Annotated in this window: 19 protein-coding genes and 7 tRNA genes; 7 read left to right on the top strand and 19 right to left on the bottom strand. The window is 67.7% G+C overall.

Annotation, left to right across the window (positions count from 1 at the left end; all coding sequences use genetic code 11):
• Positions 1-7 precede the first annotated feature (7 nt).
• Positions 8-421: a gamma-glutamylcyclotransferase family protein gene (locus ABIC50_RS28245; protein WP_105787000.1), complete on the bottom strand. Its 414-nt coding sequence runs from the start codon at positions 419-421 to the stop codon at positions 8-10.
• A gap of 299 nt (positions 422-720) precedes the next feature.
• Here ABIC50_RS28245 and ABIC50_RS28240 point away from each other — a divergent pair, with 299 nt between their 5' ends.
• On the top strand, positions 721-1,602 hold the full coding sequence (locus ABIC50_RS28240) for an AraC family transcriptional regulator (protein ID WP_354168164.1): 882 nt from the start codon (positions 721-723) through the stop codon (positions 1,600-1,602).
• Between the two features lie 27 nt (positions 1,603-1,629).
• Here the strand turns inward: ABIC50_RS28240 and ABIC50_RS28235 are convergent, their stop codons facing one another.
• The 9 genes from ABIC50_RS28235 to gltX form a co-directional block, all read right to left on the bottom strand.
• Complete coding sequence (locus tag ABIC50_RS28235) at positions 1,630-2,094, bottom strand: GNAT family N-acetyltransferase (RefSeq protein WP_006762691.1); 465 nt, start codon at positions 2,092-2,094, stop codon at positions 1,630-1,632.
• Positions 2,095-2,226: 132 nt separating this feature from the next.
• Positions 2,227-2,303: transfer RNA gene (locus ABIC50_RS28230), tRNA-Asp, on the bottom strand.
• Positions 2,304-2,376: 73 nt separating this feature from the next.
• Positions 2,377-2,452: transfer RNA gene (locus ABIC50_RS28225), tRNA-Glu, on the bottom strand.
• Between the two features lie 64 nt (positions 2,453-2,516).
• Positions 2,517-2,593 (bottom strand) — tRNA-Asp (locus ABIC50_RS28220).
• Positions 2,594-2,673: 80 nt separating this feature from the next.
• Positions 2,674-2,749 (bottom strand) — tRNA-Glu (locus tag ABIC50_RS28215).
• 63 nt (positions 2,750-2,812) lie between these two features.
• Positions 2,813-2,889, bottom strand: a tRNA-Asp gene (locus ABIC50_RS28210).
• A gap of 79 nt (positions 2,890-2,968) precedes the next feature.
• A tRNA-Glu gene (locus ABIC50_RS28205) sits at positions 2,969-3,044 on the bottom strand.
• Positions 3,045-3,183: 139 nt separating this feature from the next.
• A tRNA-Ala gene (locus ABIC50_RS28200) sits at positions 3,184-3,259 on the bottom strand.
• A 128-nt stretch (positions 3,260-3,387) separates the two neighbouring features.
• Entirely contained in the window at positions 3,388-4,797 is a 1,410-nt protein-coding gene (gltX, locus tag ABIC50_RS28195) for a glutamate--tRNA ligase (RefSeq protein ID WP_105834210.1), read from the bottom strand.
• Between the two features lie 280 nt (positions 4,798-5,077).
• Here gltX and ABIC50_RS28190 point away from each other — a divergent pair, with 280 nt between their 5' ends.
• A complete protein-coding gene (locus tag ABIC50_RS28190; protein ID WP_175664922.1) occupies positions 5,078-5,986 on the top strand; it encodes a patatin-like phospholipase family protein in 909 nt (302 codons plus the stop codon).
• Between the two features lie 130 nt (positions 5,987-6,116).
• On the opposite strand, the gene ABIC50_RS28185 is transcribed toward ABIC50_RS28190, so the two are convergent.
• The 6 genes from ABIC50_RS28185 to ABIC50_RS28160 form a co-directional block, all read right to left on the bottom strand.
• The gene (locus ABIC50_RS28185) at positions 6,117-6,788 is read right to left on the bottom strand and encodes a C40 family peptidase (RefSeq protein ID WP_175730979.1); all 672 of its coding nucleotides are present in this window, start codon (positions 6,786-6,788) and stop codon (positions 6,117-6,119) included.
• Between the two features lie 128 nt (positions 6,789-6,916).
• Positions 6,917-8,539, bottom strand: coding sequence for an ABC transporter ATP-binding protein (locus tag ABIC50_RS28180; protein ID WP_354168162.1), 1,623 nt, complete (start codon positions 8,537-8,539; stop codon positions 6,917-6,919).
• Positions 8,536-9,633 (bottom strand): ABC transporter permease, encoded by a 1,098-nt coding sequence (locus tag ABIC50_RS28175; protein ID WP_011657319.1) that lies wholly within the window; start codon positions 9,631-9,633, stop codon positions 8,536-8,538. The genes ABIC50_RS28180 and ABIC50_RS28175 overlap by 4 nt, the downstream gene beginning before the upstream one ends.
• Before the next feature lie 48 nt (positions 9,634-9,681).
• Positions 9,682-10,725, bottom strand: coding sequence for a microcin C ABC transporter permease YejB (locus ABIC50_RS28170; protein WP_354168161.1), 1,044 nt, complete (start codon positions 10,723-10,725; stop codon positions 9,682-9,684).
• 51 nt (positions 10,726-10,776) lie between these two features.
• Positions 10,777-12,660, bottom strand: a complete 1,884-nt coding sequence (locus ABIC50_RS28165; protein ID WP_354168159.1) for an extracellular solute-binding protein — start codon at positions 12,658-12,660, stop codon at positions 10,777-10,779.
• A 211-nt stretch (positions 12,661-12,871) separates the two neighbouring features.
• Positions 12,872-13,234 carry a hypothetical protein gene (locus ABIC50_RS28160; protein ID WP_126228116.1) on the bottom strand — a complete coding sequence of 121 codons (363 nt, stop codon included), beginning with the start codon at positions 13,232-13,234 and terminating at the stop codon, positions 12,872-12,874.
• Positions 13,235-13,580: 346 nt separating this feature from the next.
• Here ABIC50_RS28160 and ABIC50_RS28155 point away from each other — a divergent pair, with 346 nt between their 5' ends.
• The 4 genes from ABIC50_RS28155 to ABIC50_RS28140 all read left to right on the top strand — a co-directional run bounded on the left by ABIC50_RS28155 (position 13,581) and on the right by ABIC50_RS28140 (position 19,740).
• Positions 13,581-16,799, top strand: coding sequence for an efflux RND transporter permease subunit (locus tag ABIC50_RS28155; protein ID WP_354168157.1), 3,219 nt, complete (start codon positions 13,581-13,583; stop codon positions 16,797-16,799).
• Positions 16,789-17,964 carry an efflux RND transporter periplasmic adaptor subunit gene (locus tag ABIC50_RS28150; RefSeq protein ID WP_354168155.1) on the top strand — a complete coding sequence of 392 codons (1,176 nt, stop codon included), beginning with the start codon at positions 16,789-16,791 and terminating at the stop codon, positions 17,962-17,964. The genes ABIC50_RS28155 and ABIC50_RS28150 overlap by 11 nt, the downstream gene beginning before the upstream one ends.
• Positions 17,957-19,372, top strand: a complete 1,416-nt coding sequence (locus ABIC50_RS28145) for an efflux transporter outer membrane subunit (RefSeq protein ID WP_354168153.1) — start codon at positions 17,957-17,959, stop codon at positions 19,370-19,372. Before ABIC50_RS28150 ends, ABIC50_RS28145 begins: the two co-directional genes overlap by 8 nt.
• 110 nt (positions 19,373-19,482) lie before the next feature.
• Positions 19,483-19,740 (top strand): DUF4148 domain-containing protein, encoded by a 258-nt coding sequence (locus ABIC50_RS28140; RefSeq protein WP_354168152.1) that lies wholly within the window; start codon positions 19,483-19,485, stop codon positions 19,738-19,740.
• A gap of 85 nt (positions 19,741-19,825) precedes the next feature.
• Here the strand turns inward: ABIC50_RS28140 and ABIC50_RS28135 are convergent, their stop codons facing one another.
• Genes ABIC50_RS28135 through ABIC50_RS28125 form a run of 3 tightly spaced genes read right to left on the bottom strand, consistent with a single transcriptional unit; the run spans position 19,826 to position 22,588 of the window.
• A complete protein-coding gene (locus tag ABIC50_RS28135) occupies positions 19,826-20,491 on the bottom strand; it encodes a response regulator transcription factor (protein ID WP_354168150.1) in 666 nt (221 codons plus the stop codon).
• A 19-nt stretch (positions 20,492-20,510) separates the two neighbouring features.
• Positions 20,511-21,902, bottom strand: a complete 1,392-nt coding sequence (locus ABIC50_RS28130) for a sensor histidine kinase (protein ID WP_354168148.1) — start codon at positions 21,900-21,902, stop codon at positions 20,511-20,513.
• An 11-nt stretch (positions 21,903-21,913) separates the two neighbouring features.
• The gene (locus tag ABIC50_RS28125; protein WP_059679325.1) at positions 21,914-22,588 is read right to left on the bottom strand and encodes a response regulator transcription factor; all 675 of its coding nucleotides are present in this window, start codon (positions 22,586-22,588) and stop codon (positions 21,914-21,916) included.
• Between the two features lie 216 nt (positions 22,589-22,804).
• On the opposite strand from ABIC50_RS28125, the gene ABIC50_RS28120 reads away from it, so the two are divergent.
• Positions 22,805-23,107, top strand: coding sequence for a DUF4148 domain-containing protein (locus tag ABIC50_RS28120; protein WP_126228124.1), 303 nt, complete (start codon positions 22,805-22,807; stop codon positions 23,105-23,107).
• Positions 23,108-23,168: the final 61 nt, after the last annotated feature.

Raw genomic sequence — 23,168 nt, 5'->3', positions numbered from 1 at the left:
CGGACGCTCAGGCGGCTTCCCGCTCGCGCCGGTGCTGAACCCAGTCGCCCGATGCGATGCGCGGACGCTCGGCTGCCGCATGCGCGGCGACCGGATAGTAGACGCACGCGTACGTACGGCCGCCGAGCTGGACGGTCACCGGCTCCTGCCGGAACAGCGTGTCAACGCCCGGATAGACGCGCTCGATCTCGTCGAGCACGGGCATCAACTGCTCGTCAATCTCGTAGACGTCGCCCCATACGAGCGACTGGCCGGCCGGCCCGGCGATCATGCCCGGGTACGTGCCGAAATCGTACAGTTCGCCCGGCAGCGCGGCCGCACCGAGCAGCGTCGGCGCGGCGATCCCGTGCCGCGCGGCCGCATGGCCGATGTCGTTGGCTTCTCCCGCTCTCAACGTGCCGTAGACGAATACGTAGCGCATCTTTGTTCTCCTCTTCGATTCAGGTATTGCCATGCCGGGCCGTCGCGGTCGCGCCGCGGGCACCGATGTCTTCGGGCGCCGCTCGCGCGACAACGCGCCCGCATCGGTAGACCGCGATCGCGGCCCGATGTTTTTTGGCCCCGCGCGTCGTGCAGGCCCAAACTTGCGCGTGGCCGGAATGCGCGCGGCCCCATACAAAGTTCATTTGAACGGTGCATTATCGGCCGAAAAACCGCCGCATGCGCCTGCGCGGCGCCTTCTAAAATAACGGCATCGCCGCCGCGCCGACCGAGTCGTCCATGAATCCGCCAGCCCAAGCCGACACATCGAACCCCTACGACGTCATCGACATCCCGCCCGAGTTCGCGCCGACCCGCGTCCACCCGATGCGCGTCCGGGCGCGGCAGGTGGATGCCGGGCGCCGGATCCCGCTGCACACGCATGCGTGGGCGCAGCTCGCGTACGCGTCGCGCGGCGTGCTGCGCGTCGCGACGACCGGGACGACGTGGATGGTGCCGCCGTCCCGCGCGATCTGGGTGCCGCCGCACGTCACGCATGAAGTCGTGATCGTCGAGGACGCGTATCTGCGCACGCTGTATATCGACGAGTCGATCGTGCCGGACGGGCTCGATGCATGCCGGGTGGTTGAGGTGACGGGCTTGCTGCGCGAACTGATCGTCGCGCTCGATGCGCGCGACCTGAGCGATGCGCGCGAGCGGCTGCTGTGCGGGCTCGTGCTCGACGAGCTGAGCCGCGCCGAACCGCTGCCGCTCGCGGTGCCGATGCCCGACGAGAAACGGCTGCGCATGCTGTGCGAGTCGGTGCTCGCGCAACCGGCGCATGCGGAATCGCTCGAGCACTGGGCAAGCGAGGTCGGCGCGAGCACGCGCACGATTTCGCGGCTCTTCAAGCAGGAACTGGGCGTGAGCTTTTCGCAGTGGCGGCAGCAGGCGCTGCTCGCGCGCGCGATTCCGCTGTTGAACCAGGGGCGTCCGCTGTCGCATATCGCACGCGAGCTCGGCTACCAGAGCCAGAGTGCGTTTTCAGCGATGTTCCGGCGCGCGTTCGGCGAAAGCCCGCGCGCGTTCATGCTGCGCGGCTACGAGCACCGCGGCGCGGAAGACGGCCTCGCGACGGACGACGCACTCGACGACGACGACGCGTTCGGCACCGCCCGCTGACGCTCTCCGCGCTGCACCGTTATTCGCTCAGACCGTACGCACCATGTGGCGGATCGAGCCGAGCTGCGCCAGCCTCGGCCCGGTGACGCGGTAGCCCATGCGCTGGTAGAGCCGCGCGGCCGGATTGTCGACGAACACGCGCAACTGCAGTTCGTGCAGCCCGCGGGCGCGCGCCCAGCGCAGCGACATGTCGAGCATGTAGGTGCCGGCGCCCTGACCGCGATGACCGGCTGCAATCTGCACGTCACGGATGTGCAGCGAATCGCCTTCCTCGGTCACGCGCAGCACGCCGATGCGTTCGCCGTCGGCTTCCAGGATGAAGTTTTCGGATTCGCGCCAGCTCGCATAGAACAGGTCGCTGCGCCAGACGAGTCCATGGCGCTTGTAATAGCCGCCCATGTTGCCGTGCGTGAGCGCCTCGGCAAACGGAAAATCGCCAGGCTCCGCGGGCCGGAGCTGATACAGCAATCGCAGGTCGGTCGGATCGAGCATCGCGCGGGGGTCAAGAACGCATCCCGCCACGATAGCGCAGTCGCGGGCGGATGCAATCGCGAATTTCTCGTAGCGGCGCGCAACGGGTGATGCAAATGAAAAAGCCCGCACAAGGCGGGCTTCTTCATTTTCTGGCGGAGCGGACGGGACTCGAACCCGCGACCCCCGGCGTGACAGGCCGGTATTCTAACCAACTGAACTACCGCTCCAGTTTTGCTTCTTGCCTGGCAGGCGTCGGTCACTTCCTGCCGGCGCATCGTTTGTTCGAACGACGCCGAAATCTGGCGTCCCCTAGGGGATTCGAACCCCTGTACTCACCGTGAAAGGGTGATGTCCTAGGCCTCTAGACGAAGGGGACAACGTACTGCTTACATCTTTAATACAAAAGCCCGTTCAAAACGTTCATTTGAACGGGCTTGTTCTGGCGGAGCGGACGGGGCTCGAACCCGCGACCCCCGGCGTGACAGGCCGGTATTCTAACCAACTGAACTACCGCTCCAGCTTTCTTCACCACCACCCGCAGGACCACGTTCACGTCCTGCAAGCGTTGCGACACTTCTACGAAACGCCGCTGAATCCTGGCGTCCCCTAGGGGATTCGAACCCCTGTACTCACCGTGAAAGGGTGATGTCCTAGGCCTCTAGACGAAGGGGACAGCGTACTGCTTACATCTTTAATACAAAAGCCCGCTCAAAAACGTCTTGAACGGGCTTCGTTCTGGCGGAGCGGACGGGACTCGAACCCGCGACCCCCGGCGTGACAGGCCGGTATTCTAACCGACTGAACTACCGCTCCAACTTTCTGCACCGTTACCTGCAGGACGTCGGTTACGACCTGCAAGCCTCGCGACACTTCTACGAAACGCCGCTGAATCTGGCGTCCCCTAGGGGATTCGAACCCCTGTACTCACCGTGAAAGGGTGATGTCCTAGGCCTCTAGACGAAGGGGACATAATCTTTTCAGATCTGTCTGACTTTCGCTATTCATTCACCGCAACAGCGAAGGCCGAAATTCTAACTGCTTTAAATCATTTTGTGAAGCATTTATTACTACTGCCGCTGCTTCACAACTCAATCCATTCTGCTCTGATGGTGGAGGTAAGCGGGATCGAACCGCTGACCTCTTGCATGCCATGCAAGCGCTCTCCCAGCTGAGCTATACCCCCTTGCAGAACAGAAATGAGATTATATGGACCGATTTTGAACTTGTAAATACCCTTTTCGCGATTGGAGCGAAATTTTTTGCGAAGCCGCGCCGCCCTCACGCGCGGACGGCCTCGCTCGCGCCCCAACCTCAGGCCAGCGCGGCCTCGATACGCGACACCACGACATCGCGACCGAACAGCACGAGCACCGCATCGATCGACGGCGTATGCGTCGTGCCCGCCACCAGCAGGCGCACCGGCATCGCGAGCTGCGGCATCTTCAGCTTGTGCGTGCCGAGCGTCGCCTTCAGCGCGGCAGACACGGCTTCCTTCGTCCAGTCGGCCGCCTTCAGTGCGGCGGCGAGGTCGGCCAGCGCCGGACGCACCGCATCGGTCACGTGCTGCGCGAGTGCATCGGCGTCCGGCGCCGGCACACGGTAGAACATCGCGGCGCCTTCGGCGATCTCCTTGACCGTCGTCGCGCGATCCTTCATCAGGCCGACCACCGCGTCGAGCGCGGGGCCCGTCGCGATCGCCGCGTCCTCGATGCCGAGCGCGTCGAGGAACGGCTTGGCCAGCGCGGCGAGGCGCGCGTTGTCGGCTTCCTTGATGTAGTGGGCGTTCAGCCAGCTCAGCTTGCTGTGGTCGTACTGCGCGGGCGACTTGCCGAGATGCTCGAGGTCGAACCATTCGACGAACTGTTCGCGCGTGAAGATTTCAGCGTCGCCGTGCGACCAGCCGAGACGCGCGAGATAGTTGACGACGGCCTCCGGCAGGAAGCCGGCGTCACGGTAAGCCGTCACGCTCATCGCGCCATGCCGCTTGCTCATCTTCTCGCCCTGCTCGTTCAGCACGGTCGGCAGGTGCGCATAGACGGGCGGCTCGCCGCCGAGCGCGCGCAGGATGTTGATCTGGCGCGGCGTGTTGTTCACGTGGTCGTCGCCACGGATCACGTGCGTGATGTTCATGTCCATGTCGTCCACGACGACGCAGAAGTTGTAGATCGGCGTGCCGTCCGGGCGCGCGATCACGAGGTCGTCGAGTTCCTCGTTCGAGATCTCGACACGGCCCTTCACCGCGTCGTCCCACACGACCGTGCCGGTCAGCGGGTTGCGGAAACGCAGCACCGGCTTCACGCCGGCCGGCGGCTCGGGCAGCACCTTGCCCGGCTCCGGACGCCACGTGCCGTCGTAGCGCGGCTTCAGGCCGGCCTCGCGCTGGCGTTCGCGCAGCGCGTCGAGTTCCTCGGCCGACATGTAGCACGGGTACGCGAGGCCCTGCTCGAGCATCTGCGCGAGCACCTCGCGATAGCGGTCCATCCGCTGCATCTGGTAGATCGGGCCTTCGTCGAAATCGAGGCCGAGCCACTGCATCCCTTCGAGGATCGCGTCGACGGCTTCCTGCGACGAACGCTCGACGTCGGTATCCTCGATACGCAGCACGAACGTGCCCTTCATCTTGCGGGCGAACGCCCACGGATAGAGCGCGGAGCGGATGTTGCCGAGGTGGATGAAGCCGGTGGGACTCGGCGCGAAGCGGGTACGGACAGGACGGGTCATAAACGGTAACTCGAACGCCTGGGGCGCATGAATGATTCGACGCGGGATCGACGGCGGCAGCCCGGACAGCGATGGGGCCGGCCGCGCCCGGAACGGGAAAGAAGCCGGAATTATACTCGCGCCGGTCTTCGCGCCAAGCGCGCCGCTTGCTTTATGATGTGCGCGCCGCGGCCGCCAGCCGGCGCCGCGCCGGCCGCCCGGATTCCGCCGCACGGCCGCTCGGAACCTATCGCCGCCGCGGGCCGCACGGCCCGCCGCCAAGCCGCCGGAGAATCAATCGATGTCGTCCCCTCGCCTGTCGCGCCGTCACTTCACGATCGCGTGCGCGTCCGCCAGCCTCGCCGCCTGTACGTCGTTCGGCGACAAATCCCGTCCCGCGCAGTCGCAGGAAAAACCCGTGAAGATCGGCATCGCGCTCGGCGGCGGCGCCGCCCGCGGCTTCTCGCACATCGGCGTGCTGAAGGCGCTCGAGGCCCGCGGCATCCCGGTCGAGCTCGTCGCGGGCACGAGCGCGGGCTCGGTGGTCGGCGCGCTGTACGCGTCCGGGATGACCGCACTGCAGATCAACAAGATCGCGCTCGACATGGATCAGGCGGCGATCAGCGACTGGGCGCTGCCGTTCCGCTCGCGCGGATTGCTGCAGGGCGTCGCGCTGCAGAACTTCCTGAACAAGACGCTCAACAACCGGCCGATCGAGAAGATGGCGAAGCCGCTCGGCATCGTCGCGACGGATCTGCAGAGCGGCCAGCCGATCCTGTTCCAGCAGGGCAATACGGGGCTCGCGGTGCGCGCGTCGTGCAGCGTGCCGTCGGTGTTCGAACCGGTGAGAATCGGCAACCGCGAGTACGTCGACGGCGGCCTCGTGAGCCCGGTGCCCGCGTCGTTCGCGCGCAAGATGGGCGCGAGCTTCGTGATCGCGGTCGACATCTCGGCACGGCCGGACGGCGCGGCGACCAACAACCCGATCGAGATGCTGCTGCAGACCTTCACGATCATGGGCCAGACGATCAAGTCCTACGAGCTCGACAAGTACGCAGACGTCGTGATCCGCCCGAACCTCGCGGCGATGGGCGGCAGCGACTTCAACCAGCGCAACGCGGCCATCCTCGCGGGCGAGGAAGCCGTCGCGCGCATCATGCCGGAGCTGCAGCGCAAGCTCGCGGCGGCCCGCGGCGTCGCGGCGGTGTAAGCGAACTCAGCGGGGTGCGCGGCGCGTGACGGCACACTGCCGCCCCGCCGGTTCCGCGCGCGTCAAAACAAAAAACCCTGCCGCCTTTCGGTGACAGGGTTTTTTCGATTCGGCGGAGCGCCGGCGAGCGTCAGTTGCTGCCGTTCGCGTCGTCGCCGATCGTCGCGCGCACGCGCTGGCGCAGGTCGTCGGCCTTCATCGGAAACTCCGATTCGAGCCGGCGCGCGCCGGTGAACCGCTTTTCCCAGTAGCCGTTGTCGAGATCGTCGACGCGAATGGTGCTGCCCGTCGACGGCGAATGCACGAACTTGTTGTCGCCGATATAGATGCCGACGTGCGAGAACGTACGGCGCATCGTGTTGAAGAACACGAGGTCGCCCGGCTTGAGGTTGCTCATGCTGACCTTCTCGCCCACGCGGCTCATTTCTTCCGCACGGCGCGGCAGCGACATGCCGAGCGTGTCCTGGAACACGTAACGCACGAAGCCGCTGCAGTCGAGGCCCGAATCCGGCGAGTTGCCGCCCCAGCGATAGCGCACGCCGATCATGTTGAGCGCGCCGACGACCACGTCGCCTGCCTTGCCCGCCATGCCGGCGAGGAACGACTTCGCACCGCCGCTGGACGGCTGCGCGCTGGTCTGCTGGAGGGAGGAACTCGACCCGATTTGAGTCGAATTGCTGGCATTCTGACTAAAACTGCTGACTTCGTCGGCGAACGCGCCGGGGGCTGCTGCGAACAGGGCGCCGATGAAGAGCCCGGCGATGGTGCGCGCGCATGCCTGGGTCAAGGATCGATGCTGCATTGGGCGATGGAATTTGCTTAAAAATCAGCTGATTGGCGGAAAATTTCGGTCGATACTAGCCAGCGCGTAATCGTTTGTCAAAACAAATTAATAAATACAATCGAGATGATCAGACCATTGGCGGCCTATCACGCTTTCCAGACCGCTTTCAACAGCTTTTGTGTGTAAGGATGTGACGGTCTTTCGAAGATCTCGGCGACCTCTCCCGACTCCACGACGACCCCCTCCTGCATCACCGCGACGCGGTGCGCCATCGCGCCGATCACCTCCAGGTCGTGGCTGATGAACACATAGCCCAGGTTGTATTTCTGTTGCAAATTCGCGAGCAGTTTCAGCACCTGCTGCTGGATCGACACGTCGAGCGCGGACGTCGGTTCGTCGAGGATCAGGATGCGCGGCTCCAGCACGAGCGCGCGCGCGATCGCGATCCGCTGGCGCTGGCCGCCCGAGAATTCATGCGGATAACGGTGCAGCACCGTGCGGTCGAGCCCCACTTCGCGCAGCACGGCCAGCGACTTCGCGCGGCGTGCGTCCGGCGTCAGTTCCGGTCGATGCAGTTCGAGCCCCTCGCCGACGATCCGCTCGATCGTGTGACGCGGAGAAAGTGAACTGAAGGGATCCTGAAAGACGACCTGCATGTTCGAGCGCAGCGCGGTCTGTTCCCGGCCGCGATAGGTCGACAGCGCGCGCCCCTGGAATTCGATTTCGCCGTGCGTCGTCTTCTGCAGCCCGAGCAGCGCCATCGCGAGCGTCGACTTGCCGGACCCCGATTCGCCGACGATGCCGAGCGTCTCGCCCTGCCGCACCGACACTGATACATCCGCGACCGCCGTCACGGGCACCGTGCCGAACCAGCCCGCAAAGCCCGGCCGCATGCGCGCGAACTGCACGCTGACGTGGCGCGCGTCGAGCACGACGGGCGCAATGGGCATCACCGGCACGACCGCGCGCTGCGGGCGGCTGTTCAGCAGCCGCTGCGTATACGGATGCTCGGGCTGCGCGAAGATCCGCTCGACCGGCCCGCTTTCGACCAGCTTGCCGCGCTCCATCACCGCGACCCGATCGGCGAAGTGCCGCACGAGGTTCAGGTCGTGCGTGATCAGCAGGATCGCCATCCCGCGCTTTTCCGCCTCCTCGCGCTGCAGTTCGAGCAGCAGGTCGACGATCTGCGCGCGGATCGTCACGTCGAGCGCGGTGGTCGGCTCGTCCGCGAGCAGCAGGCGCGGCCGGCACGCGAGCGCCATCGCGATCATCGCGCGCTGCCGCTGGCCGCCCGACAGCTGGTGCGGGTAGCTGTCCACGCGCTTCTCCGGCTCCGCGATGCCCGTGCGCGCGAGCAGCGCGATCGCGCGCTTGCGCGCCTCGGCCGCCGTCACGCCGTCGTGCAGCACGATCGTCTCGCCGATCTGCGCGCCGATCGTATACAGCGGGTTGAGCGCCGTCATCGGCTCCTGGAAGATCATCGCGATGTCCGAGCCGCGCAGCCCGCGCATCTCGCGCTCGCTCTTGCCGGCGAGGTCTTGTCCGGCCAGGCGGATCGTGCCGCTCACGTCGGCATCGCGCAGCAGCCGCAGGATCGCCAGCGCGGTCACGCTCTTGCCCGAGCCCGACTCGCCGACGAGCGCGACGCGCTCGCCGCGACCGATCGCGAGCGTCACGTCGTCGACGGCCACCGTGTCGCCGAAGCGCACATGCAGATGCTCGAGCGACAGCAGCGGTTCGCCCGATTTCGATACGACCGTGTCGCTCATCGCTGGCCTCCCGCCGCGCGCACCGAGTCGGCGATGCGCGTGTCGAGCGCGTTGCGCAGCGCGTCGCCCATGAAGGTCAGCAGCAGCAGCGTCGTGACCAGCACGCCGAACGTCGACAGCGAGATCCACCACGCGTCGAGGTTGCCCTTGCCCTGCGCGAGCAGTTCGCCGAGGCTCGGCGTCGGCGGCGGCACGCCGAGCCCGAGGAAGTCGAGGCTCGTGAGCGCGAGGATCGCGCCGCTCATCCGGAACGGCAGGAACGTGATCACGGGCGTCAGGCTGTTCGGCAAGACGTGGCGCCAGATGATCTGCCAGTTCGTGAGCCCCATCGCGCGAGCCGCGCGTACGTAGTCCTGGGTACGGTTGCGCAGGAATTCGGCGCGCACGTAGTCGGCCAGGCCGATCCAGCCGAACAGCGACAGCAGCACGATCAGCAGCAGGAAGCTCGGCTCGAAGATCGACGCGAAGATGATCAGCAGGTACAGCTCCGGCAGCGAACTCCAGATCTCGATCAGCCGCTGTCCGACGATGTCGATGCGCCCGCCGAAGAAACCCTGCACCGCGCCCGCGGCGATCCCGAGCAGCGTGCCGATCACGGTCAGGATCAGCCCGAACTCGACCGATACACGGAACCCGTACACGAGCCGCGCGAGCAAGTCGCGCCCCTGCGCATCGGTGCCGAGCCAGTTCTCGCGCGACGGCGGCGCCGGGTTCGGCACGCTCGAGAAGTAGTTCAGCGTGTCGTAGTAGTAACGGTTCGGCGGATAGACGACGAAGTTGCCCGGCGCCTCGAGCCGCTTGCGCACGTACGGATCGAGATAGTCGGCCTGCGCGGGGAAGTCGCCGCCGAAGGTCGTCTCCGGGTACGCATGGAACATCGGGAAATAGTAGTGATCGTCGTAGCGCACGACGAGCGGCTTGTCGTTCGACCACAGCGGCGCCGCGAGGCTCGCGGCGAACGCGACGAAGAAGATCACGAAGCTCCAGTAGCCGAGGCGCTGCTGGCGAAAGCGCTGCCAGACGCGGCGAGCGGGCGACGGCGACACGCGCGCACGCGCGGCGTCGACGCGGGACGACACGACGGCCCGGTTCATCGCGATCCTCGCCCGATCACGCCAGGCATGCGGATGGCTCGTTTCATGTCAGCGCTCCAGGTTGTCGAATTGAATGCGCGGGTCGACCCACACGTAGCAGAGATCGGAGACCAGCTTGGTCGCGAGCCCGATCAGCGTGAACAGGTACAGCGTGCCGAGCACGACCGGGTAATCGCGCCGCACGACCGACTCGTACGACAGCAGCCCGAGGCCGTCGAGCGAAAACAGCGTCTCGATCAGCAGGCTGCCCGTGAAGAACGCGCCGATGAATGCGGCCGGAAAGCCGACGATCAGCGGCAGCATCGCGTTGCGGAACACGTGCTTCCACAGCACGGTGCGCTCGGCGAGCCCTTTCGCGCGCGCGGTCAGCACGTACTGCTTGCGGATCTCGTCGAGGAACGCATTCTTCGTGAGCATCGTGACGACCGCGAAGCTGCCGACGACCGACGCCGTGATCGGCAGCGCGATGTGCCACAGATAGTCGAGCACCTTGCCGGCGACCGACAGCTGCGCGAAGTTGTCCGACGTGAGCCCGCGCAGCGGGAACAGCTGCCAGAACGAGCCGCCGCCGAACAGCACGAGCAGCAGCACGCCGAGCACGAAGCCCGGGATCGCATAGCCGACCAGCACGACGAGGCTCGTCGCGACGTCGAACGGCGAGCCGTTGCGCACGGCCTTCGCGATGCCGAGCGGCACGGAGATCAGGTAGGTGACGAAGAACGTCCACAATCCGATGCTGATCGACACCGGCAGCTTCTGCACGATCAGCGACCACACGCTCTGGTGGCGGAAGTAGCTGTCGCCGAGATCGAAGCGCGCGAAGCGCTCGAGCATCAGCCAGTAGCGCTCGAGCGGCGGCTTGTCGAAGCCGTACAGCGCCTTGAGCTGTGCGAGCTGCTGCGCGTCGACGCCGGTATGCGCACGCATCCCGAACGGCGTCGCGCCCTGCTCCGTCGCGCCCTTGCGCAGTTCCTGCACGGCCTGTTCGACCGGGCCGCCCGGCACGAACTGGATCACGGCGAACGTGAGCGTGAGCACGCCGATGAGCGTCGGGATCATCAGCAGCAGGCGTTTGAGGATGTAGCTCCACATAGGTGGCGACTCGCGATCGATAGGCTGGGTTGAACGAAGGGCCGGCGTGCTTCAGTGGCCGGGCTTGGCCCACCAGGTCGACACGACCCAGCCCTCGGCCGAATAGTACAGCGGCAGCGTTTGCGGATAGCCGAGCGTGCGCTTGTACGCGATCCGGTGCGTCGTGCTGTACCACTGAGGCACCGCGTAATAGCCGTGCATCAGCACGCGGTCGAGCGCATGGGTCGCGTCGAGCAGCTCGTCGCGCGTCTGCGCGGTGCCGAGTGCATGCAGCAACGCGTCGACGGCCGGCGACTTAAGACCGATGAGGTTGTCGGAGCCCGGCTCGTCGGCGAACTTGCTGGCGTAGCGCGAGAACTGCTCGGCACCCGGCACCTGCACGCCGGGCAGGCGGACCGTCGTCATGTCGTAGTCGAACGCGTCGAGCCGCTTTTGCAGCAGCGCGTAATCGGCCGTCCGAAAGCGCGCTTCGATGCCGAGCTTCGCGAGATTGCGCCGAAAGGCCGTCACGATGCCTTCCATCGCCGCGCCCGAATCGTCGAGGATCTCGAACTCGAACGGCTCGCCCTGCGCGTTGCGCAGCGCGCCGTCGCGGTAGGTCCAGCCGGCCTGCGCGAGCAACTCGCGCGCCTTCAGCAGGTTCGCGCGCAGCGAGCCCGGCGGGTTCGTGCTCGGCTGCGAGACCATCGGGCCGAACACGGCCGGATCGAGCTGCGCGCGCAGCGGCTCCAGCAGCTTCAGCTCGCCCGGGCCCGGCGTGCCGGTCGCCTGCAGGTCGGTGTCGGCGAAATAGCTGTCGAGGCGCGTGTATGCGCCATAGAACAACTGGCGGTTCAGCCATTCGAAGTCGAACGCGAGATCGAGCGCCTGGCGCACGCGCACGTCGCGAAACAGCGGCCGGCGCTGGTTCATGAAGAAACCCTGCATGCCCGCGCCGTTGTGCTGGCGGAATTCGCGCTTGACGAGCTCGCCGCTGTCGAAGCGCTTGCCGACGTCGCGCCGCGCCCAGTTGCGCGCGATGTATTCGACCAGCACGTCGTACTCGCCGGCCTTGAACGCCTCGAGCCGCGCGACGCCGTCGCCGTACAGCTTGTAGACGATTCGCTCGAAGTTGTGGGTGCCGACCCGCACCGGCAGGTCGGCGCCCCAGTACGCGGGATTGCGCCTATATGTAATGGTGCGGCCGTTGTCGTGGCGCTCGATCAGATACGGGCCGCTGCCGATCGGCTGCTCGAACGCGAGCTGGTCGAACGGAATCCGCGAACCGTCCGCGCGCAGCCCCCACTTGCGCGAGAACACCGGCACGCCGCCGGCGATCAGCGGCAGCTCGCGGTTCGGGCTGCGGAATTCGAACCGCACGGTCGCGCGGTCGATCACGACGGCCTTCGCGATTTCAGCGAAATACGCGCCGAACTGCGGCGCGGCCTGCTTGCTCTTGAGCGTGTCGAACGAAAACCTGACGTCGTCGGCCGTGACCGGGTCGCCGTTCGAGAAGCGCGCGCGCGGGTTCAGGTGGAACGTGACCGAGCGGCGGTCCGGGGCGATCTCGATGTCGTCGGCGAGCAGCCCGTAGGCGGACGCCGGCTCGTCCAAGCTGCCGGTCGTGAGGCTCTCGAACAGCATGTCGATGCCCGGCGCGGCATTGCCGCGCATCGTGAACGGATTGAACTTGTCGAACGACGTCAGCCGGCTCGGATTCGCGAGCACGAGCGTGCCGCCCTTCGGCGCATCCGGGTTCACGTAGTCGAAATGCTTGAAGCCCGGCGGATATTTCGGCTCGCCGTACTGCGCGATCGCATATGCCGCATGCGCGGCCGTCGCGGCCAGTACCGCCTGTATTGTCCATACCGCCGCCGTGCGGCCGGCGGCGCGGATCGTTTGCGCGGCGCCGGAACGGATGCGCGCGGCGGCGGTCCGGGGCGAACCCTTCGTCATAGAGGCCCTGTGGGTCGATTGGGGGATGGAATGTAGGTCGATTCTACCCATTCAATTCGACGCCGAGCCAACTTGCTCGCGCGCGTGCGTGACGTCACCGCGCCGCGGCCTCCGCGTGCGGCCGGCGCGGGCAAAAGAAAACCGCCACGCGGGCGGTTTTCTGTTGATGCGGCGCATGCGTCAGCCCTGCGCCATGTGTACTGTTCGTCGATCAGCGCCAGCCGTTGTGGCGGCCGTTATCCCAGTGACCGTGACGACGCTCGTCGCCCCAGCCGCGGCCGTGATGGCGATACCACTCGTCGCGCCCCCAGTAGCGGCGGCCGTCCCAGTAGCGATCGCCGTGCCAGCCGATCACGATCGCCGGTGCCGGCGCATAAACGGGCGCAGGTGCATACACGGGCGCCGGCTGGTAGATGACCGGCGGAGGCGGCGGCGCATACACGGGCGCAGGCGCGACGTAGACCGGAGCCGGCACGCCGACGTTGATCCCGACATTGACTCCCGCCATTGCTGCGCCCGACACGAGCAAGGCCGTCATACCGGTCAAGAGCGAGGCAACACGCAAAGTCTTCATGGATTCCTCTTCGAGTTGTTTCATGTGTGATTCGACTATAGCGGCAAGCGCCGTGCCCGCATATTTCAAGTTTGTAAGAACTGATGCGCGGGATGGCAACCGGAAGCGCAGCTAACGTCTTGTAACAATTGGCGGCTCGCCGCCTTACCTCGCCTGCCCGGCCCGCCTTGCCGCATCGGCCGGCCGCCCTCTTCATCCTTTCCGCCCGTTCCTAAAACATCTTTCATCCTGGCCCGCGCCCGGCGTTAAGCGGCGCCACGCACACTGCGCGAGCCGATGCGGGTTCACGCCGCGCTTCGGCACCTCGCTGACAGGCCGGCGCCCCGCGCCGGCGGAGACCTCGCCGATGCTGAAACTCGTCCGACTCGCGCTCGCGCGCCCCTATACGTTCATCGTCCTTGCGCTGCTGATCCTGATCGCGGGACCGCTCGCGGCGCTGCGCACGCCGACCGACATTTTCCCCGACATCCGGATTCCGGTCATCAGCGTCGTATGGAATTACGCGGGCCTGCAGCCGGCCGACATGGCCGGGCGCATCGTCACGTACTACGAACGCACGCTCGGCACGACGGTCAACGACGTCGCGCACATCGAGTCGCAGTCGTTCCGCAGCTACGGGATCGTCAAGATCTTCTTCCAGCCGAGCGTCGACATCCGCACCGCGACCGCGCAGGTCACGTCGATCTCGCAGACCGTGCTCAAGCAGATGCCGCCCGGCACCACGCCGCCGCAGATCCTCAACTACAACGCGTCGACCGTGCCCGTGCTGCAGCTGGCGCTGACGAGCGACACGCTCAACGAGCAGCAGCTCGGCGACTACGCGACCAATGTGATCCGGCCGCAGCTGCTGTCGGTCGCCGGCGTCGCGATTCCGTCGCCGTATGGCGGCAAGGTGCGCCAGGTGCAGATCGACCTCGATCCGCAAGCGCTGCAGGCGAAGGGGCTGTCCGCGCAGGACGTCGCGACCGCGCTCGCGCAGCAGAACCAGATCATCCCGGCCGGCACGCAGAAGATCGGCCGCTTCGAGTACAACATCCGCCTCAACGACAGCCCGCTCACCATCGACCAGCTCAACGCGCTGCCGATCCGGACCGTCAACGGCGCGGTGATCTTCATGCGCGACGTCGCGCACGTGCGCGACGGCTTTCCGCCGCAAGGCAACATCGTGCGCGTCGACGGCCGCCGCGCGGTGCTGATGAGCGTACTGAAAAGCGGCTCGGCGTCGACGCTCGACATCATCGCCGGCGTGAAGGCGCAGTTGCCGCGCATCGAGGCGACGCTGCCGCCGTCGCTCAGGCTCGTCGTGATGGGCGACCAGTCGGTGTTCGTCAAGGGCGCGGTGAGCGGCGTCGCGCGCGAAGGGCTGATCGCCGCCGCGCTCACGTCCGCGATGATCCTGCTGTTCCTCGGCAGCTGGCGCTCGACGCTGATCATCGCCGCATCCATTCCGCTCGCGGTGCTGGCGGCGATCGCCGCGCTCGCCGCCGCGGGCGAGACGCTCAACGTGATGACGCTCGGCGGGCTCGCGCTCGCGGTCGGCATTCTCGTCGACGATGCGACCGTCACGATCGAGAACGTGAACTGGCATCTCGAACAAGGCAAGGACGTGCGCAGCGCGATCCTCGACGGCGCGTCGCAGATCGTCGCGCCCGCGTTCGTGTCGCTGCTGTGCATCTGCATCGTGTTCGTGCCGATGCTGCTGCTCGACGGCGTCGCGCGCTTCCTGTTCGTGCCGATGGCCGAAGCCGTGATCTTCGCGATGATCGCGTCGTTCGTGCTGTCGCGCACGTTCGTGCCGATGATGGCGCGCTACCTGCTGCGCCCGCATGCAGCCCATCCGGCGGCCGTGCTCGCGCCGCACGGCGCGCCATTCCCGACACCGCGATCGCGCAATCCGCTCGTCGCGTTTCAGCAGGGCTTCGAGCGCCGCTTCGCGGCCTTGCGCACCGGCTACCGTGCGGTGCTCGGCCTCGCGCTCGCGCACCGCGCGCGCTTCGTCGTGCTGTTCCTCACGGCGGTCGCGCTGTCGTTCGTCCTGGTGCCGGGGCTCGGCCGCAACTTCTTCCCGTCGGTCGACGCGGGCGAAATCGCGCTGCACGTGCGCGCGCCGATCGGTACGCGCATTGAGGAGACGGCCGCGCTGTTCGATCGCGTCGAGCGCACGGTGCGCGGCGTCGTGCCGCCGCGCGCGCTCGCGAGCATCGTCGACAACATGGGGCTGCCGAACAGCGGGATCAACCTCACGTACAGCAACAGCGGCACGATCGGCCCGCAGGACGGCGACATCCTCGTGTCGCTCACCGGCGAGCACGCGCCGACCGCCGACTACGTGAAGCAGCTGCGCACCGTGCTGCCGCGCGCGTTCCCCGGCGTCACGTTCTCGTTCCTGCCTGCCGACATCGTCAGCCAGATCCTCAACTTCGGCGCGCCCGCGCCGATCGACGTGCAGGTGACGGGCCCCAATCTGGCGGCGAACCGCGCGTATGCGACCGAGCTGCTGCGGCGCATCCGCACGGTGCCGGGCGTCGCCGACGCGCGCGTGCAGCAGGCGTCGACCTATCCGCAGTTCACGGTGTCGGTCGACCGCGCGCTCGCCGCGCAGCTCGGCATCACCGAGCAGGACGTCACCAATGCCGTCGTCGCAAGCCTGTCCGGCACGAGCCAGGTATCGCCGACCTACTGGCTCGATCCGCACAACGGCGTGTCCTACCCGATCGTCGCGCAGACACCCCAATACCGGATGACGTCGCTGTCGGACCTGCGCGCGCTGCCCGTCACGGGCCGCTCGGGCGCGCCGCAATTGCTCGGCGGCCTCGCGACGATCGTACGCGGCCAGACCGACGCGGTCGTGTCGCACTACGACATCGCGCCGCTGGACGACATCTTCGCGACGACCCAGGACCGCGATCTCGGCGCGGTCAGCGCCGACATCGAGCGCGTGCTCCACGCAAGCGCGGCCGACCTGCCGAAGGGGTCGCGCGTGACCCTGCGCGGCCAGGTGCAGACGATGAGCAGCGCGTTCGGCGGGCTGCTCGCCGGCCTCGCCGGCGCGGTGCTGCTGATCTATCTGCTGATCGTCGTGAACTTCCATTCGTGGCGCGACGCGTTCGTGATCGTGAGCGCGCTGCCCGCGGCGCTCGCCGGCATCGTGTGGATGCTGTTCGTCACGCGCACGCCGCTGTCGGTGCCGGCGCTGACGGGCGCGATCCTGTGCATGGGCGTCGCGACCGCGAACAGCATCCTGGTCGTCACGTTCGCGCGCGAGCGGCTCGCGCATACGGCCGACGCGACCGTCGCCGCGCTCGAGGCCGGCTTCACGCGCTTCAGGCCCGTGATGATGACCGCGCTCGCGATGATCATCGGCATGGCGCCGATGGCACTCGGCCTCGGCGACGGCGGCGAACAGAACGCGCCGCTCGGCCGCGCGGTGGTCGGCGGCCTGCTCTGCGCGACCGTCGCGACGCTCGTGTTCGTGCCCGTCGTGTTCAGCCTCGTCCATCGGCGCGATCGCGCGCCGCACTCCGAATCCCCGTCCCTCACTCCGGGAGAACAGCATGTCCACTGAATTCGACGTCCGTCCCCCCGCCACGCCGCGTTACCTGAAACCGCTCGCGATTGCCGGCGTGATCGCGGCACTCGCCGCAGCAGCAGCCGGCGTCGTCGAACGCACGCACGATGCGCGTGAAGTCGCCGCGTGGACCGCCAGCCAGGCGATCCCGACCGTCGCGACGATCACGCCGCAGCCGGCCGCGGCCGATGCGCTGGTGCTGCCAGGCCGCCTCGACGCGTATGTCGACGCGCCGATCTACGCGCGCGTGCCCGGCTACCTGCACGCGTGGTACGTCGACATCGGCGCGCACGTGAAGGCCGGCCAGTTGCTCGCGTCGATCGACACGCCCGACCTCGACCAGCAGCTGCAGCAGGCGCGCGCCGACCTGCAAAGCGCGACCGCGAACGAACGGCTCGCGGCCGTCACCGCCGCGCGCTGGTCCGAGATGCTCGCGCAGGATTCGGTGTCGCGGCAGGAGGCCGACGAGAAGCGCAGCGATCTCGATGCGAAACGCGCGGCCGTGGCCGCCAGCACCGCAAACGTGCGGCGGCTCGAGGCGCTCGAATCGTTCAAGCGCCTCACCGCGCCGTTCGACGGCGTCGTGACCGCGCGCAAGACCGATGTCGGCGCGCTGATCGACGCAGGCAGCGGCAACGGCGCCGAACTCTTCACCGTCTCGGATGCACGGCGGCTGCGGCTCTACGTCCATATTCCGCAGGACGATGCGGGCGCGATCCATGCGGGCATGCATGTCGCGCTGACCGTGCCCGAGCGTCCCGGCATGACGTTCGATGCGACGCTTGCCGATTCCGCCCAGGCAATCGATCCGGCTTCCGGCACGCTGCTCGCGCAGTTCTCGATCGCGAACCCGGCAGGCACGCTGTTCCCGGGCGAATACGCGCAGGTGCGGATCGCGGTGGCCAACGCCGCGCACGCGCTGACGATTCCGGCGAGCACGCTGATCTTCCGCCACGACGGATTGCAGGTCGCCGTGCTCGACGCGACCGGGCATGCGCGCTTGCGCCACGTGTCGATCGCGACCGATCTCGGTACGCGCGTCGAGATCGCGTCGGGGCTCGCGGCGAGTGACCGCGTGATCGACAATCCGCCCGATTCGCTCGCGGATGGCGACCCGGTGCGCATCGCCGCCACCGCGACGAAGGAGCCTGCGCATGGCTGACCGTACGCTCGCTGCATGGGTCGGCAGCGTCGCGCTGCTCGCCGGCTGTTCGTTCGCGCCGACGTATCACGCGCCGGCCGTGCCGGTGCCGGCCACGTTTCGCGAAACCGGCCCGTGGGTCGATGCCGCCCCGGCCGATCGCCTGCCGCGCGACGGCTGGTGGCGCGTGTACGGCGACGCGACACTCGACCGGCTCGAGCCGCTCGTCGCACGCGCGAATCCGGACCTCGCCGCCGCCGTCGCACGGCACGACGAGGCGGCCGCATTGTTCGACGAGGCGCACGCTGCGTTGCTGCCGACCCTCGGCATCGGCGCCGAGACCGACCGTGATCGGCAGTCGGCGCGCCGGCCGCTGCGCGGCAGCGGGCAGCCCGACGTCTACGAGTCGAACACGCTCGACGCCGGCCTCGGTTACGACATCGATCTGTGGGGCAAGGTCCGCAACACGGTCGCCGCCGGCCGCGACAACGCGCAAGCCGCGGCCGATGATCTCGCGTCCGTCCAGCTCAGCCTGCAGGCCCGCGTCGCCAGCACCTACTTCGACCTCGCGGGACTCGATCGCGAAGCGGACTCGCTCGCGCAGACGATCGATGCGTATCGCCGTGCGTGGCAACTGACGGTCAGCCGCCATCGCGGCGGCCTCGCATCGGGGCTCGACGTATCGCGCGCGCAGACGCAGCTCGCGCTCGCGCAGGCGCGCGCATCCGACATCGCCGCGCGCCGTGCGCTCGACGAGCATGCGATCGCCGTGCTCGTCGGCGTATCCGCGTCGACGTTCTCGCTGCCGGCCGCCGCCGCGCTGCCCGCCGTGCCGTCGATCCCGACCGGGCTCGCGTCGACGCTGCTCGAACGCCGCCCGGACATCGCCGCCGCGGAACGCCGCGTCGCGGCCGCGAACGCACGGATCGGCGTCGCGCGCGCCGCGTACTTCCCGGACCTGTCGCTCGGCCTCGACGCGGGCTTCCAGAGCGACACGTTCTCGCCGTGGCTCGCCGCACCGAACGAAATCTGGTCGATCGGGCCGCGCCTCGCGACGACACTGTTCGACGGCGGCCTGCGTGCGGCGAGCGTACGCCACGCGCGCGCGCAGTTCGCCGAACAGGGCGCACGTTACCGAAGCGTCGTACTGGCGGCGTTCCGCGAAGTCGAGGACGATCTCGCGCTGCTGCACCGGCTCGGAGACGAATCGGCGCAGGACGACGCCGCGCTCGTCGCGGCGCGGCAGTCGCTCGCGCTTGCGATGTCGCGCTATCGCGACGGCGCCGTCAGCTATCTCGACGTGGTCACCGCGCAGACGACCGAGCTCGATACGCAGATCGCGTCGCTCGACGTCGATGCCCGACGCCTGCAGGCGTCCGTCGCGCTCGTACGCGCGCTCGGCGGCGGCTGGCGCGACGCGCGTTCATGAACGTTTCTTCATCGGCGCGCCCGGCGCCTGACGGAGCGCGCCCGATAACGTGTGACCTGCCGGCTTCGCATCCGCGGCGCCAGTCTCCGCCCTTCGCAAAGGATCACGCCATGAAGACACTGCTGTTCGTCACCCTGCTCTGCGCCCTCTGTGTCGCGCTGCCCGGCCGTGCCGCCGCATCGCAATCCGCTGCCGCGACCGCGCCGCAGACGCTTGCATCGACCGCCCCCGCGCGGGCGTCATCGCGCGATGCGTGGACGGCGCCGCCGGCGACGCCGCTCACGCGCGCCCAGGTCTATCGCGACCTCGTTCGCGCCCAACGCGACGGCCAGCTCGCGCAGCTCAACCGCGAGCTTTATTCGCACTGATCGCGCCGCAACGGCGACGCCGCGCGCGATGCCGCCGGCGTCCGTTCGGCGTTCGGCGTTCTCACGCCCGACCGATACCGCGTTATCAACCGCCGGCATCGAACCTGAATCCGAATCGCGCAACCGTCTCGATGCGCGCGGAAAACGCGTGCGCGACGAGCTTGCGCCGCAGCCGCACGACCAGCGCATTGACGGTTTCCGGTTCGATGTCGGCTTCGCCCCATGCGTAACGCAGCACGGCATCGCGCCCGACCGGCCGCCCGGCTTCGCGCAGCAGGCATTCGACGACACGGAATTCTCGTGCGCTGAGTGCGAGCCTGCGGCCGCGCTCCTCGAGCGCACGCGTGGCCGCGTCGAGCCGCACCGACTCGCGCAACGCGATGACGCCCGCGCGACGCCACAGCGCGCGCAGGCGTTCGTGTAGTTCCACGAACGAACACGGCTGGGCAAGACACACGTCGCAGCCGGCCTGCAGCATCCGCGCACGTCGTGCGGGCGTCGCACCGACGACGAGTACTGCGATCGTCGCGCCGCCGGCCGACGGGGCAAGCCGCGGCAACATGTCGAGCAGCACGGCCCCGGCAGCCGCATCGGGTTCGACCAGCACGATCGCGTCGAAGCGGTCCTGCGTCGCCGCGAAGCAGCCGTCGCGCCACTCGTCGACGCGCTCCACACCGTGCGTGCTTTCGCGGAACGCCTTGTCGAGCCGCGCCGCCTCCGGCGTCGGCGGGGAAATCAGCAGGATGCGCATCGACCGTTTTCCCGCGCGCTCATCCGAGCGAGCGCGGCCAGCATTCGACCGTGATCGCCGCACCGGCCGGCTGCGCATCGCCGATCCGCAGCGCGAAGCCGTGCACGCGCATCACCGCCGACACGATGCTCAACCCGAGCCCCGAGCCGTTCACGTGACGCGTGCGCTCGCCGCGATAGAAGCGCTCGAGTACCGCGTCGCGCTCGCCCGGTGCGATCCCGGGCCCGGTGTCCTCGAACCGCACGAGCGGGCCGTTCGGCGTCGCGTGGAGCGCAACGCGCACGCGACCGCCGGGCGGCGTGAACTTGATCGCGTTGTCCGCGAGATTGCTGAACGCCTCGAACAGCAACGCGCGGTCGCCATGAATGCCGTCGACCGGCATCGCGTCGAGCCCGAATGCGACGCCGCCCGCTTCGGCGAGCGGCTCGTACAGTTCGCACACGTCGCGCAGCAATGCCGCGACGTCCACCGCGGCGAACCCGCCGCGCCGGCTCAGCGTCCCGATCTCGGAGATGCGCAGCATCGCGCGAAAGCGCTCGAGCAACCGGTCGGTTTCATCGCGCGCCGACGCCAGCAGTTGCGCCGACGCCGGATCGTGCGCGCAATGCGGCTGTTCGGCGAGCCGCGCCAGCATCGTATGCACGCGTGCGAGCGGCGTGCGCAGATCGTGCGCGATGCCGTCGCAGGTGTGACGCACCTCGCCCATCAGCCGCTCGACTTCGTCGAGCATGTGGTTCACGAGATGCGCGAGCAAGTCGAGCTCGTCGTAGCGGCCCACCGGCAACCGCTTGCCGAGATCGCCCTCGGCGATCTGTCGCGTGACGCGCCGGATCGCGGCGACGCGGCGGATCTGCCGCATGCCGAGCATGCTGCCGCCCGCGATGCCCGCGATCAGGATCAGTACACCGCCGATCACGAGTCCGCGGATCGCGACTTCACGAATCTGGATGAAATGCGACAGGTCGCGCGCGACCACCAGCGTCATCCCGTCATCGCGGTGCACGGCCATCGCGCGCGTGATCGGCGCGGGCTGGCCGTCGAGCGGCACGAGCGTACGGTTAAGCGTGCGTCCGCGGCGATCCGTGCGCAGCACGGGCGGCGTCGCGATGTCGCCCGCCACGCGGCGCCCGTTCGCGTCGAACAGCCCGTAGAAATTCGTATGCATGTGCTCGTGCTCGAGCCGGCGGTGAATCGCAAGCGGCAGCTCGGCGTCGGGGATCGAATCGAAGTAGATCAGTTGCCACGCGAGCACCTCGTCGGTGTCGCGCGCCATCGTGTGCGTCGCGGCGATGTTGATCACGCCCGCGAGCAGCAGCAGCGAAACCGAGAAGATCGCCGCGTATGCGCACAGCCAGCGAAACGTCGTCGTATGCCAGCGACGCGTGAAGTTCGCCGCACGGTCCGCATCCATCCGTGCCTCCGTCATCGGAGCATGTAGCCCGAGCCGCGCACGGTCTGGATCATCGGCACGGCGCCCGGCGGGTCGATCTTCTTGCGCAGCCGCCCCATGTGGACATCGATCAGGTTGGTGCCCGGGTCGAAGTGATAGCCCCACACGGCCTCGAACAGCATCGTGCGCGTGATCGTCTGCCCCGCGTTGCGCATCATGAATTCGAGGACGCGAAACTCGGTGGGCAGCAACGGAATCTCGTCGACGCCGCGGCGCGCGCAGCGCGAAATGAGGTCGAGTTCGAGTGCGCCGACCGTCAACAGCGTCTGCTGCGGTACGCCCGAGGCCTGCCGGCGGCGCAACAGCACTTCGATGCGCGCGCTCAGTTCGCCGGAATCGAACGGCTTGGTCAGGTAGTCGTCGCCGCCCGCGCGCAGCCCGCGGATGCGCTCGTCGACGTCGCCGAGCGCGCTCAGCATCAGCACCGGTGTATCGATGCCGACCGTGCGCATCGCGGTCAGGATCGCGAGCCCGTCAGCGCCGGGCAGCATCCGGTCGAGCGTGATCGCATCGTACGAGGCGCTCATCGCGCGCATCATGCCTTCGCGGCCGTTGTCGATCCAGTCGACCTCGAATCCGCGCGCGGTCAGTTCGCCAACGATCTCGTTCGCGGTCACCGCATCGTCTTCGACCGTCAGTACTCGCATGTCCGTCCTCGCAATGGCTGTCACGACGCGCGCATAGATGCACGCGCAACTATCTTAGCGATGTCGATCGCCGTCCGGCGTTAGATGAAAATAGCTTCATTCGGCATCGGGCGCATGCGGGTGAAACATGTTTCATCCGTGCGTCGCCCGCCTGGCTCCGCGCGCTGCCTACGCTGACGTCATGCGGCATCGGGCCGCGAACTCAGGAGCCATCGGATGAAACTGTCGATTACCGTCGCCTGCATGCTGAGCGCATGCGTCAGCACCGCCGCGTTCGCGGCGCCTCACCTGACGCCGCAGGAATGCAACGCCTACCCGTTCGTTCATACGCGGCACGAAGTCACGCATGCGGATCTCGTGCGCGAGCTGACCGAACTCGAGCAGGTCGGCTACGACCCCTCGCACAACAGCCCCTACTATCCCGACGATCTCGACGGCGCGCAGCAGCGGCTCGCCGCCGAATATCGCGCGGACTGCACGCATGCACTGACGGCGGACGCGCGCACGGACACGCACTGACCGGCGTGCGCCGCGCGCCGAAATGAAAAAAGGCGGCACTCGCGTGCCGCCTTTCCTGCAT

The organism is Burkholderia sp. 567 (assembly GCF_040545115.1).
GTDB classification, from domain to species: domain Bacteria; phylum Pseudomonadota; class Gammaproteobacteria; order Burkholderiales; family Burkholderiaceae; genus Burkholderia; species Burkholderia ambifaria.
This window is presented reverse-complemented; position numbering and strand designations above follow the sequence as displayed.